Raw genomic sequence first — 11,282 nt, 5'->3', positions numbered from 1 at the left:
CGCCCAGTGGCCCACAGATTTGTACGCAAGAACCAACACAAAGCCCGGCTTCACGACCGGGCTTTTGTATTTTTAGTGCGTTAAACCTCCAATGTCTGGCTTTTACCTGCCAGAAGAATGGCCAGATAGCCGATTATCCCCACCAGTTTATAGCTATATCCGAGCCTTATCTGCTTCATTTAAAGCCATTTTGACGCATCTACAGGCGGTCAAATCAGCCTTCGGCTGCCTGCTGGCTACAGGGCAGTGCCATATTTACCACCTCCGCTTCCATCTGCACATCGATCTTGAAGCCCAGCAGCTTGGCTAGGTTGGGAATACCGAGATTGCCGTATTAATCAGGTATCGTTCAATCAAAGAGGCCTTCCCGACGGGAAAGCCTCTTTGTTTTATCTATCAGCTGATTAGCATCACTCGGTCTATTTATCAGGGCTTCTCTTTGTTGCCAATGCTCAGGCCGAGCTTGATGGAGAGGGCCGCCAGTAACAGCAGCATCATGATCAGGGAGAAGAAGTTGCTGCCAAGCTCCGGGTATTGCACCTTGAGCAGCGCGGAGTGGCCGAAGACACCGATAAAGAAGCAGAGCAGAGTGCAGATGGGGGTGTTGCCCACCATTGGTTCATGGCGATAGTGCTGGAACAGCTGATAGGCCGCCAGCCAGAGGGCAATCAGCGGGAAGAAGGAGAAAGGCACAACCGAGTTGGTCAGCACGGCCAAAGAGGCATCGCCACAGATACCAATCAGCATGGCCATGGCGAGCGGTTTTTTCGGGATCATAAGCTGTTCAGTCATATCGTTCTCCATCCTGTGGTCATGGGTGAGGTTCACGGCGCTTCTGGTTTTGTACCTCGGCGCCCATGGCGATCATCCGCAGTTGGCGAATTGTTCGGTCGCAGAGTGCGCGGCACTCTTCGCTGGTCATGTCGAGTGCATCGGCACCGGCACTGAAGACGATGGTGACCATGGCTTCTGCCTGGATGTAGGCATCTTCCCGTGGTGCTTCGGTGGTGGCTTCCAGATAATCGGTCAGCTCTGCGATAAAGTGCTGGATTTCGCGAGCCACCGCCTGACGAAAGGCGGCCGAGGTGCCGGAGCGTTCCCGTAGCAGCAGCCGGAAGATGTTGGGGTTGTTCTCGACGAACTCCATAAAGGTCTGCACCGAGGTGCTGATGACACTGCCACCACCGGCAATGCGCTGGCGTGCCTGTCGCATCAGTTGGCGCAGGGTAAGACCTCCTTCGTCAACCAGGGTCAGGCCCAGCTCCTCCATATCGCGAAAGTGGCGATAGAAAGAGGTGGGCGCGATACCCGCTTCGCGAGCGACTTCCCGCAGGCTGAGATTGGAGAAACTCCGATTGGCGCACAGTTGGTTGAATGCAGCATCGATCAATGTACGCCGGGTTTTTTCTTTTTGTTGAGCGCGAATACCCACGAAATCAGTCACCTTCAGCTTAACGAGGACAAATGATAACCCGAAGGCGCCTCAGGATCAGGTTTGTATCCTGCTTTTTTACCATTGACCGTGAGGAAATCACCATAGAAAATGGCTAACAGCTGTTCGCTGAAAGGATGCAATGAGATGGCCAGACCCCCCATTATTTTCACCAATACCCTGCTGTTCTCCCTCTCCGGGATAGTGGCGTTGATTGTCGTGCCCTGGTACGGCGTGAGCCACGGTTACGATCTCTGGCAGTGGGCCAGTTTCCTGTTGCTGTTCTGCCTGAGTGGTCTCTCCATCACCGCAGGCTATCACCGGCTCTGGTCGCACAAGGCCTACAAGGCGCACCCCGCTTTGCAGTGGTTGTTTGCCATCGGCGGTGCGTTGGCGCTGCAGAATTCTGCCCTGCACTGGTCGGCCGATCACCGCCGTCACCATCGTCATGTGGATGACAACGATAAAGACCCCTACAGCGCGGGGCGCGGTTTCTGGTATTCGCACATCGGCTGGATGTTGCGGGAGCATCAAGGAGATCGCTATGGCGATTACAGCAATGTGCGAGACCTGCAAAACAACCCGGTGGTCGCGTTTCAGCACCGTCACTATCTGACGCTGGCACTGGCGGCTAATCTGGGGCTGCCGCTGCTGCTCGGCTTGTGGCACGGGGACTTGCTCGGCATGTTGCTGTTGGCGGGCGTGCTGAGGATGGTGATGACTCACCACACCACCTTCTTCATCAATTCGCTGGCCCACATCTGGGGCAGTCAGCCCTATACCGATCGCAATACCGCTCGCGATAACGGCATTCTGGCTTTTTTCACCTTTGGCGAGGGGTACCACAACTTTCACCACCTGTTCGAGAATGATTACCGCAACGGCATCCACTGGTGGCAGTTCGATCCGACCAAGTGGTTGATCCGGCTCGCCTCCTGGTGCGGTCTGGCGGGAGATCTCAGATCTTCGCCGGAGGAGCGTATCGAACAAGCCCGGCTGCAGATGCAGCTGAAACGGGCACAAGCCAAGTTGCGCAAGCAGGAAGATCGCGAACTGTGGCAGGCGCTGCTGCAGCAGGAGTACGACAAGCTGAGCCAGCAGTTGCAACACTATTACGCCAGTCGCAAGCGGCTGCTGGAGCTGCGCAAGCGCAAGGCGCTGGCGCGCTATGACCGCCTCAAGCTGCAACTGGAGTACCGGGCCTTGCGTGACGGCTTTATCGCTGGTAAACGCAACTGGAGTCGTTTGCTGGCAGGTATTGCATGATGCCGTCCGGTTATCACAGAGGCTAAAAGAGAAGACCGCCTGCTGGCGGTCTTCTCTTTTATGATTCAACTCAAGCTAGTTGGCTTGGCTCTGCTGTTGCTGCAACTGATCCAGTGCCTGTTGCTCCTGCTGGCTAAGACCCAGTTGTTCGCAGGCCTGCTCAAAGCTGATCCCCAGATGGCACATCATGATATCGATGGCGGGCAGATAGTTCTTCATAGCTTCTTCCATGGTGATCCTCCAGACCCGTCACTTATGCCCTGAACCACTCGGTGCGGCAATTAGACTTTAGGCTTAGCCTGCCCATTTGATAAGCACACCTGCCACTGGGGGAGGGAATTTGTTACCCTGCACCATGATAAAAACGGTTGCCGTATGACTGCGAGCAACAGGTGAGGAGCAGGGCATGTTATTGAGTTTCTTGATCATCGCTTCAGGTTGGTGGCACATCCGTGCTGCCTACGGTTCAGACAGCCGCCAGTTCTATATCAGCAAGCCGCTGACCATGCTGCTTATCATCGCGTTGGCGTTCGGCTACCAGAGTTATGACCACGACGGTTCACACGCCTGGATCCTGCTCGGCCTTTGTCTCTCTCTGGCGGGCGATGTGCTGCTGATGTTGCCAAGCGATCGCTTCATTCAGGGGTTGGCGGCATTTCTTGTCGCGCATCTCTGCTATATCGTCGGTTTTGCCCAGGGGCCATTGCTGCTCAATCTGGTGGATGGTTTGCTGCTGTTGCTGATCGCCGGCATGGTATTCGGCCTGCTGTGGGGCAAGCTGGGGGAGATGCGGATCCCGGTCTTCTGCTACATGCTGGTGATCATCGGCATGGCCTGGGTGGCCGCCGGTGCCTGGCACGCCTCTCTCACTGCCGGTTCGGCCGCCGCTCTGGTGGGGGCGTTGATGTTCCTCTTCTCCGACAGCATGCTGGCGCTCGATCGCTTCCGCCACCCCTTTCCCCACGCCCGCGCCTGGGTGATGAGTAGCTACTTCGCAGCGCAATTCCTGATCGCGGGGTCGCTGGCGGGATAACGCCTTCTGGTTGAGTGCAGGTAACAGATAACGAAAAACGGGCATTGGCCCGTTTTTCGTTTTATGCCCGGCGTTTTTCACGCCTCTAGCGGTTCGGCATCCGCAGCCCGTGGGGCGGGGGATTTGAGCAACAGCATCAGTGCGCTGGCGATCAGCAGGAAGATCCCCATGATGTAGAACACCTGGTTGTAGGCCATGATGGCCGCTTCCTGGTTGATGGTATTGGCCAGCATGGCGTGGGCTTGCTGCTGGGCAATCTCGGGGCCTGAACCCTGCGCCATCATGCTCTGGGCCAGTTGCAGCAGATAGCTCTGCCCCTCGATACTGCTGGCGGCCAGAGTGCTGCCAATCTGCAGCACATGGGTGCGGGTATCGTTGTCGAGCATGGTCGCGATGATGGCGATACCGAACGCACCACCCAGGTTGCGCAGCACGTTGAGCAGGGTCGAGGAGGAGGGGATCTCGTCGTGGCTCAGGCTGGCGGTGGCGACCAGGGAGAGCGGCACCATGATGAAGGGCTGCCCCAGCGCCCGCACGATCAGTGACTGGATCAGCTGCGGCCCGGCGTAGTCGGCACTCATGTTGACGTTCATAAAGCAGCTGGCGGCGAAGATCAGGAAGCCGAAGCTCACCAGATAGCGCGGGTCTATCTTGTGGGTCAGCCTGGGTACCAGCGGTAGCACCAGCAGTTGCGGCAGCCCCATCCACATCAGTACCTCGCCGATCTCCAGCGCGTTGTAGTTGTGGATCTGGGTCATGTAGAGCGGCAGCACATAGATAGATCCCATCAACGCCATGCCGAGGATCAGATAGGCGAAGCAGGCCAGCGCGAAGCGCGGGTTGTGCAGCAGCCGCAGATTGACCAGCGGGTGACGGCGGATCAGCTGGCTGATGACAAAGAACACCAGCGCCACCGCCGAGATGACCGCCAGTCGCACGATGAAGCTTGAACCGAACCAGTCCTCCCGGTTGCCTTCTTCCAGTACCACCTCCAGCAAGCCGAGGCCAAGCGCCATGGTGACGATGCCGATAAGGTCGACCCGCTTGATCACGGTCCAGTCCACCGGTTTTTTATCCAGCCCGTGGGCCAGCATGGCCATCACCAGCAGTCCCGGCGGCACGTTGAGATAGAAGATGTAGTGCCACGACATCTGCTCGGTGAGCCAGCCGCCGAGGGTCGGACCGATGGCGGGTGCGAAAGTGGCGCAGAGGCCAAACAGCGCCATGCCGGTGGCCCGCTTTTGTAGCGGCAATAGGGTGACGATGAGGGAGAAGGCCATCGGGATCAGCGCCCCGCCGGTGAAGCCCTGCAGCGCCCGGAAGACGATCATGCTGGTGAGGTTCCAGCTGAACGAGCAGAGCACGGAGGCGGCGATAAAGGCGCCGGTGGTCCAGAGCAGGTAGCGGCGCACGCTCAGCCCCCGGCTCAACCAGCCACTCAGGGGGATGGCGATCATCTCCGCCACCAGATAGGAGGTGGAGATCCAGGAACTTTCGCTCAGGGTGGCCGACAGGGCGCCCTGAATATCCTTCAGGGAGGCATTGGTGATCTGGATATCGAGGATGGCCATGAAGGCGCCGATAAGCCCCCCCATGACCGCGATCCAGTTGCGACGTGGAATGGGTTCCATCAGTTGGCAGCCACCACGGGCTCAGGAGTGCGGGTATCCACGATCACTTCGGTGGAGAGACCCGGCAGCAGTTTGCCTGCCAGCGGGCCTGGCTCGGGGATGCGGATCTTCACAGGCACCCGCTGCACGATTTTGGTGAAGTTGCCGGTGGCATTCTCCGGCGGCAGCAGGGCGAACTTGGCGCCGGTCGCCGGGGCCAGGCTGTCGATGATCCCCTCGACCGGTTGATCCGGGTAGGCATCGAGCACCACTTCGACCTTCTGGCCCGGCTGCATATGGGCGAGCTGGGTCTCCTTGAAGTTGGCTTCGACCCACACCTGCTGCAGCGGCACCAAACTGGCGACCTGCATGCCGGACTGGACGTAGAGCCCTTCCCGCAGACTGCGCTTGCCAATGATGCCGTCAGCAGGCGCCCGCAGTTCGGTGTAGCCGAGCTCCAGCTTGGCCTGCTCCAGTTGCGCTTCGCTCAATGCCAGCTTGGCCAGATTCTGTTTGCGCTCGGCATCCAGTACCAGCAGTCGCTCACGGGCCGCCTGCAGGGCGGCTTGGGCCTCCCGGGCTTGCGCCTGATTGACCTGCAGGCCGGCACGCACCTCGTCCAGACTGTCTTGCGAGCTGTAGTGGCGCTGGTTGAGCTGACTGATCCGGTTGACCTGCTGGCTGGCGCGCAGCTGTTCGGCATTGGCGGAGGCGACCTTGGCCTCGGCCTGCTGGATCAGGCTCAGTTGTTGGGTACGGGTGGCGGCCAGATTTTCGGCCGTCGCCTGATTGAGGCGCAGGTCGGCTTCGGCCTCCGCGACCCTGGTTTTGTATTCGCGATCATCGAGACGGGCGATCAGCTGGCCCGCTTTGACCGGCTGGTTGTCGGTGACCAGCACTTCGCGGATATAGCCGGGCAGCTTGGAGCTGATCCCGGTCACTTCACTTTGCAGATAGGCGTTGTCGGTGCTTTCAAAATAGCGGCCGTGAAGATACCAGTAACCGGCGAACAGCAGACCGAGCATCGCCAATATCATGGCTGCCAGCAGGGGAATTTTTTTGTGTTGACTCATTTTTGTGATTCCTGAACTTAAGGGGCGCAGGCTAACACTGGTCAACTGTTTCGATTAGTATTGGTTCACGAGATATACAGTTTCACTGGTGCAACAATGGATCTCAATGCCGCGTTAATTCTGGTGCGTATCGTCGACAAGGGCTCGTTTACGGGGGCCGCCCGCGAGCTGGGGATGACCAAGGCGATGGTCAGCCGCCGCATCGCCGAACTGGAACAGCGGCTCGGTGTGCGTCTGCTCTATCGCTCCACTCGTCAGCTCACGTTGACCGAGGAGGGGGAGAAGTACTACCTGCACTGCAGCAAGGCGGTCGATGCCCTGACCGAAGCCGAGCTGATGCTGAGCGCCAGCCAGCAGGAGGTGACCGGTACCCTCAAACTGGCGGTGCCTATCGAGACGGGGCAACTGGTGGTCGGGCGCCTGGTCGCCAAGTTTTTGCAGGCCTATCCCGCCTTGCAGGTGGAGCTGGAGCTGACCAATCGAGTGGTGGACCCTATCAGCGAAGGGCTGGATGCGGTGGTGCGGATTGGCGACATGAGCGACTCCAATCTGGCTGCGCGCCGACTCTGGAGCACCGGAAGGTTGCTCTGTGCCAGCCCGGACTATCTGGCCCGCAGCCCGGTCATCGAGCGGCCGGAGGATCTGGCCAACCACGAGCGGGTGACGGTGAGCAGCGGGTTTCTCGCCTCTCACTGGTGCTTCGAGCTGGATGGTAGAGAGGTGCTGGTTGACCCCCCATCCCGTTTTCGGGTCAATAATATTACCTGTGCCCGGGAGGCTGCGAAGGCGGGGCTGGGGTTGGCCTCGTTACCCGCTATGCTCTGTCAGGATGAGCTGGCCAGCGGCGAGCTGGTGATCCTGCTGCCAGAGTGGCAGCAACCCAGGGTGCCCATATATCTGCTGTTTCCAGAGCGGCAACTGATGCCGCGCAAGTTGCGGGCATTCATCGATTTCATGATTGATAACGGCGCCGAGTTTGGCATCGACAAGTTGTTGTAAGGGGGAGCTATGGATAACTGGATCAATCTCTATCGCGCCTCACACACCCTGGAAGCGCATGCGTTGAAAGGGGCGCTGGAGGCAGAAGGGGTGCTGGTGCGCCTCAATGGCGAGGGGCTGTCGGGCGCCCTTGGCGAACTGCCGGTCGACATGTTGCAGGTGACCCTGATGGTGCGGGCCGAGGATCGCAGCAAGGCAGGACGGGTCATCGAGCGTTACCAGCAGCGTCAGGGTAACGGCTGGCTGTGCGGCCAGTGCGGGGAGGAGAACGGCGCCAACTTCGACGTTTGCTGGCGCTGTCATCACGATCCCCACGACAGCTGATCTTTCTTCCGCTAGCGCGGCGGGAACTCGATATCTTCTCCTGCGCTAGCATCGTGATAGGTCGCCAGATCCAGCTCGTTTTCGCTGCGGGCGATCAGCACCGACACCAGAATATCCCCCGATACGTTGACCGTGGTGCGCGCCATGTCGAGGATCCGGTCAATGCCTGCAATCAGTGCCACCCCTTCCAGCGGCAAGCCCACCGCCGTCAGGGTCAGGGTCAGCAGCATCAACCCGGTGCCCGGGGTGCCAGCGGTACCGATACTGGCCAGGGTAGCGATGCTGATGATGGTCAGGTAATCGACCATGTGCAGATCCACACCGAATGCCTGAGCCACGAACAGCGCAGTCACTCCCTGATAGAGGGCGGTGCCATCCATGTTGATGGTGGCGCCGATGGGCAGCACCTTGGCGGTGATGGCGGGGGAGACTCCCAGCCGCTTCTCGGCGCAGGCCAGACTGATGGGCAGGGTGGAGTTGCTGGAACTGCTGGTAAACGCAACCGCCTGTGCGTCAACGATGCTCTTGAAGTAGTGCAGCGGATTGAGCCGTGCCAGCAGGAGTAGCAGGGTGCTGTAGACCCCGAGCACGTGCAGCAGACAGCCGAGGTAGACGGCGCCGATCACCTTGAGCAGCGGCAGCAGCAGGTCGAGACCGTACTTGCCGGTCATCCAGGCCATCAGGGCGCAGACACCGTAAGGGGCGAGCGCCATCACCATCTGGGTCAGCTTGAACATCCCCTCGGCCAGCGAGGTGAAGAAGAGGATGGCGGGGCGGCCACGGCGACCGCTGGCATTGAGGGCGACCGCCAGCGCCACCGCAAAGACGATCACTTGCAGGATCTTGCCATCCACCATCGCCTGTACCGGGTTGCTCGGCACCAGATGGCTCAGCACGCTGGCCAGGGTAGGTGGTTCCGACATACCGATCCGCTCATAGGGGCCCATGTCGGCACCCATGCCGGGCTCCAGCAGCCAGCCCATCATCAGGCCGATGCAGATGGCGATGGCGGTGGAGCAGAAGTAGAGGCAGATCGCCTTGCTGCCGATGCGATCGAGGGCCTTGCCCTTGAGCAGCGAGGTGAGACCGGCGATGACCGAGCAGAAAATGAGGGGCACCATCAGCATCTGGATGGTGTTGACGAACAGGACGCCAAGGGGCTTGAGCAGCAGGGCTTGCTCTTCAAAGCCGACGCCCAGACCCACCCCTGTCAGCATGCCGATCAGGGTCTTGAGCCAGAGTGGTCGGCGGGTCCAGATCTGCCAGGGCTTGAGAGCCTCTCCATGGAACAGCATGACGCCAATATCCTTATACATTGTCTGCGATGGCCAAAAAGGGGCGCCAGTGTAGCGATCCCTGACGCGGGTTGCCACATTATCGACAAAGCGGTGGCGGTGACCACTCCCCTGACTAGGAAATGCGCAATTTATTGGCCTATATCAAGATCCCTCCGGGCGGGGAGATATTTAATTGGCATTAAATATGTTCATTATTGAGGTGAGAGATGTCGCAATCGGTTCATGGTCACGAAGTGATGGAGATGATGTTGGCGCAAGGGGGGCAATTTACCCGTGCCAGCCTGAAACAGGCGATGGCCGAGCGGTTCGGTGCCGAGGCCCGTTTTCATACCTGCAGCGCCAGCGAGATGGATGCGGAAGCATTGATCGACTTTCTGGCTGCCCGCGGCAAATTCATCGACTCGGCCGAGGGTTTCCAGACCCGTGCCGACAAGATCTGCAACCACGGTTAATCCCGCTGCGAGCGCATCATGGCGCTCGCTCAATTCTTCGCCCTTTGCTATATTTCGCCCCCTCTCTTTTCCCTATTCAGGGCGTAGCCCGGGCGTTGTATGGATACTTTCTCTGCCGCAGTCATGCTGTTTCTGATCATGGACCCGCTGGGCAACCTGCCGGTCTTCCTCTCTATCCTGCGTCATATCGATCCCAAGCGACGTCGCAAGGTGATGGTGCGCGAGTTGCTCTTCTCGCTGGCCATCATGATGCTGTTCCTGTTCGTCGGTCAGCAGATCCTCGGTTTCCTCAACCTGCGGCAGGAGGCGGTCAGCATTGCGGGGGGCATTATCCTGTTCCTGATCGCCATCAAGATGATCTTCCCGAGTGAGGGGGGCGTGACCGGGCTGGCGGCGGGCGAGGAGCCCTTCCTGGTGCCGATGGCGATCCCGATGATTGCCGGCCCCTCGATCCTCGCCTCTTTGATGCTGCTGGCCAATCAGGAGCCGACCCGCATGGTGGACTGGTCGCTGGCACTCTTTCTGGCCTGGGCTGCCAGCGCGGTGATCCTGATGTTCTACGAGGTATTCAACAAGCTGCTGGGTGAGCGGGGACTCACTGCGGTGGAGCGGCTGATGGGCATGCTGCTGGTGATGATCTCGGTCCAGATGTTGCTGGACGGGGTACATCACTATCTGGCGGTGACCGGTCAGGGCTGAGTGGGTTACATCTTGAAGTGAATGAAACGGGGCTACGCAGAGCCCCGTTTTTTGTGCCGCCGAGCAGGCGTACCGTCACCCGTGAGTGGTCGCTGCAGGTTCCAGTTTGCTCATGATGAGGGACAGCAGCAGCTCCCGCAGCCAGCGGTGGCCCGGATCCTCGCTGTGACGCTGATGCCAGATGAGCAGATGGGAGATGCTGTCCAACCCGATGGGCAGCGGCAGCTGTAACAGCGGATAGACCTGGGTGGCGTGGCGGGCGTAGAGCCGGGATAGCGTCACTATCATGTCGGAGTGCATCCCCATCCGCAGCGCCGCCTCGAAGGAGGGCACGGTTGCCTCGATACGCCGGTAGAGATCCTGCTCTGCCAGCTTGTGATCCAGCATCCAGCGGTCCCGTCCCTCGCAGTAAGTCTGCACATGGGGATAACTGAGGTAGTGCTCCAGATTCCAGTTGGGCTCTCGCAGCGCGGGGTGGTGCTGCTGCACCAGACAGGTGAGGTCATCGACCGCCAGCACTCGCTGACAGATGCTGTCGGGCAGGGTATCGAGCCGATAATCGGAGCTGATGCAGTTCTCCCGCACCGCGAAGGCGATGTCCACCTGTCCCTGACTCATCTCGGTCAGACTGTTCTCGGTCCACTCCTCGTAACGCAAGCGGATCCTTGGTGCCTGCCGCTTCAGCTCGCTCAGGTAGAGCGGGGCAAACAGGGTAAAGGCGCTGTCCATGCTGGCGATGACGAACTCTCGCTCCGAGCTGGCGGGGTCGAACTCGGGCGGCTGGATCAGGTTATCCAGCGACAGCAGGATGGGTTGCAACTGCTGCTGCAGTGCAAGGGCACGGCCGGTGGGTTCCAGCCCGTAGGCAGATCGGATGAAGAGGGGATCATTGAAGGTATCGCGCAGACGGCCGAGGGCTTTACTGACCGCGGACTGGCTCAGATGAAGGCGGCGTGCCGCCTTGCTGCCGTTGCGCTCTTCCAGCAATACCTGCAGGATAATCAGCAAATTGAGGTCGATGCGACCCAGTTGTTCCAGCAGCATGATATGAATCCTCTTCAATTCTAAGATGAATTTATACCATTTGTTTTCATAT

At 59.4% G+C, this 11,282-nt stretch carries 14 protein-coding genes; 7 read left to right on the top strand and 7 right to left on the bottom strand.

Annotated features, from left to right (window positions below; all coding sequences use genetic code 11):
* Window positions 1-194, top strand: a 194-nt coding sequence (locus LRL22_RS12655) for a hypothetical protein (RefSeq protein ID WP_270905517.1), incomplete at its 5' end; no start/stop codon positions are given.
* A gap of 232 nt (window positions 195-426) precedes the next feature.
* Here LRL22_RS12655 and LRL22_RS12650 read toward each other — a convergent pair.
* Together LRL22_RS12650 and fabR are read right to left on the bottom strand one after the other, a co-directional pair.
* Window positions 427-792: a YijD family membrane protein gene (locus LRL22_RS12650; protein ID WP_005339919.1), complete on the bottom strand. Its 366-nt coding sequence runs from the start codon at window positions 790-792 to the stop codon at window positions 427-429.
* 19 nt (window positions 793-811) lie between these two features.
* The gene (fabR, locus tag LRL22_RS12645) at window positions 812-1,432 is read right to left on the bottom strand and encodes an HTH-type transcriptional repressor FabR (RefSeq protein WP_270905516.1); all 621 of its coding nucleotides are present in this window, start codon (window positions 1,430-1,432) and stop codon (window positions 812-814) included.
* A gap of 147 nt (window positions 1,433-1,579) precedes the next feature.
* On the opposite strand from fabR, the gene LRL22_RS12640 reads away from it, so the two are divergent.
* The gene (locus tag LRL22_RS12640) at window positions 1,580-2,698 is read left to right on the top strand and encodes a fatty acid desaturase (RefSeq protein ID WP_270905515.1); all 1,119 of its coding nucleotides are present in this window, start codon (window positions 1,580-1,582) and stop codon (window positions 2,696-2,698) included.
* 75 nt (window positions 2,699-2,773) lie between these two features.
* On the opposite strand, the gene LRL22_RS12635 is transcribed toward LRL22_RS12640, so the two are convergent.
* Window positions 2,774-2,929: a hypothetical protein gene (locus LRL22_RS12635; protein ID WP_005348505.1), complete on the bottom strand. Its 156-nt coding sequence runs from the start codon at window positions 2,927-2,929 to the stop codon at window positions 2,774-2,776.
* 175 nt (window positions 2,930-3,104) lie between these two features.
* Between LRL22_RS12635 and LRL22_RS12630 the strand changes: the two genes are divergently transcribed.
* The gene (locus LRL22_RS12630) at window positions 3,105-3,731 is read left to right on the top strand and encodes a lysoplasmalogenase (protein WP_005339927.1); all 627 of its coding nucleotides are present in this window, start codon (window positions 3,105-3,107) and stop codon (window positions 3,729-3,731) included.
* Between the two features lie 77 nt (window positions 3,732-3,808).
* Here the strand turns inward: LRL22_RS12630 and LRL22_RS12625 are convergent, their stop codons facing one another.
* Both LRL22_RS12625 and LRL22_RS12620 read right to left on the bottom strand, forming a co-directional pair.
* Entirely contained in the window at window positions 3,809-5,362 is a 1,554-nt protein-coding gene (locus LRL22_RS12625) for a DHA2 family efflux MFS transporter permease subunit (RefSeq protein WP_270905514.1), read from the bottom strand.
* Window positions 5,362-6,414, bottom strand: coding sequence for an HlyD family secretion protein (locus tag LRL22_RS12620; RefSeq protein ID WP_270905513.1), 1,053 nt, complete (start codon window positions 6,412-6,414; stop codon window positions 5,362-5,364). Before LRL22_RS12620 ends, LRL22_RS12625 begins: the two co-directional genes overlap by 1 nt.
* A 96-nt stretch (window positions 6,415-6,510) precedes the next feature.
* On the opposite strand from LRL22_RS12620, the gene LRL22_RS12615 reads away from it, so the two are divergent.
* The gene (locus LRL22_RS12615; protein ID WP_005357631.1) at window positions 6,511-7,413 is read left to right on the top strand and encodes a LysR family transcriptional regulator; all 903 of its coding nucleotides are present in this window, start codon (window positions 6,511-6,513) and stop codon (window positions 7,411-7,413) included.
* Window positions 7,414-7,422: 9 nt separating this feature from the next.
* A complete protein-coding gene (locus tag LRL22_RS12610) occupies window positions 7,423-7,737 on the top strand; it encodes a putative signal transducing protein (protein WP_005339933.1) in 315 nt (104 codons plus the stop codon).
* 11 nt (window positions 7,738-7,748) lie between these two features.
* On the opposite strand, the gene LRL22_RS12605 is transcribed toward LRL22_RS12610, so the two are convergent.
* The gene (locus LRL22_RS12605; protein WP_040069539.1) at window positions 7,749-9,032 is read right to left on the bottom strand and encodes a dicarboxylate/amino acid:cation symporter; all 1,284 of its coding nucleotides are present in this window, start codon (window positions 9,030-9,032) and stop codon (window positions 7,749-7,751) included.
* Between the two features lie 209 nt (window positions 9,033-9,241).
* On the opposite strand from LRL22_RS12605, the gene LRL22_RS12600 reads away from it, so the two are divergent.
* Window positions 9,242-9,487, top strand: coding sequence for a YecH family metal-binding protein (locus LRL22_RS12600; RefSeq protein ID WP_005357633.1), 246 nt, complete (start codon window positions 9,242-9,244; stop codon window positions 9,485-9,487).
* Window positions 9,488-9,586: 99 nt separating this feature from the next.
* Window positions 9,587-10,186: a YhgN family NAAT transporter gene (locus LRL22_RS12595; RefSeq protein WP_013724175.1), complete on the top strand. Its 600-nt coding sequence runs from the start codon at window positions 9,587-9,589 to the stop codon at window positions 10,184-10,186.
* Window positions 10,187-10,261: 75 nt separating this feature from the next.
* On the opposite strand, the gene LRL22_RS12590 is transcribed toward LRL22_RS12595, so the two are convergent.
* Entirely contained in the window at window positions 10,262-11,230 is a 969-nt protein-coding gene (locus tag LRL22_RS12590) for a LysR family transcriptional regulator (protein WP_005357635.1), read from the bottom strand.
* Between the last annotated feature and the right edge of the window lie 52 nt (window positions 11,231-11,282).

Source organism: Aeromonas sp. PI_26, assembly GCF_027854445.1.
GTDB classification, from domain to species: domain Bacteria; phylum Pseudomonadota; class Gammaproteobacteria; order Enterobacterales; family Aeromonadaceae; genus Aeromonas; species Aeromonas veronii.
This window is presented reverse-complemented; position numbering and strand designations above follow the sequence as displayed.

Excerpts from the sequence above, each read along its gene's own strand:
- LRL22_RS12650 (WP_005339919.1), bottom strand. The coding sequence starts at position 792 with ATGACTGAACAGCTTATGATCCCGAAAAAACCGCTCGCCATGGCCATG.
- LRL22_RS12640 (WP_270905515.1), top strand. The coding sequence starts at position 1,580 with ATGGCCAGACCCCCCATTATTTTCACCAATACCCTGCTGTTCTCCCTC.
- LRL22_RS12635 (WP_005348505.1), bottom strand. The coding sequence starts at position 2,929 with ATGGAAGAAGCTATGAAGAACTATCTGCCCGCCATCGATATCATGATG.
- LRL22_RS12630 (WP_005339927.1), top strand. The coding sequence starts at position 3,105 with ATGTTATTGAGTTTCTTGATCATCGCTTCAGGTTGGTGGCACATCCGT.
- LRL22_RS12625 (WP_270905514.1), bottom strand. The coding sequence starts at position 5,362 with ATGGAACCCATTCCACGTCGCAACTGGATCGCGGTCATGGGGGGGCTT.
- LRL22_RS12620 (WP_270905513.1), bottom strand. The coding sequence starts at position 6,414 with ATGAGTCAACACAAAAAAATTCCCCTGCTGGCAGCCATGATATTGGCG.
- LRL22_RS12615 (WP_005357631.1), top strand. The coding sequence starts at position 6,511 with ATGGATCTCAATGCCGCGTTAATTCTGGTGCGTATCGTCGACAAGGGC.
- LRL22_RS12610 (WP_005339933.1), top strand. The coding sequence starts at position 7,423 with ATGGATAACTGGATCAATCTCTATCGCGCCTCACACACCCTGGAAGCG.
- LRL22_RS12605 (WP_040069539.1), bottom strand. The coding sequence starts at position 9,032 with ATGCTGTTCCATGGAGAGGCTCTCAAGCCCTGGCAGATCTGGACCCGC.
- LRL22_RS12600 (WP_005357633.1), top strand. The coding sequence starts at position 9,242 with ATGTCGCAATCGGTTCATGGTCACGAAGTGATGGAGATGATGTTGGCG.
- LRL22_RS12595 (WP_013724175.1), top strand. The coding sequence starts at position 9,587 with ATGGATACTTTCTCTGCCGCAGTCATGCTGTTTCTGATCATGGACCCG.
- LRL22_RS12590 (WP_005357635.1), bottom strand. The coding sequence starts at position 11,230 with ATGCTGCTGGAACAACTGGGTCGCATCGACCTCAATTTGCTGATTATC.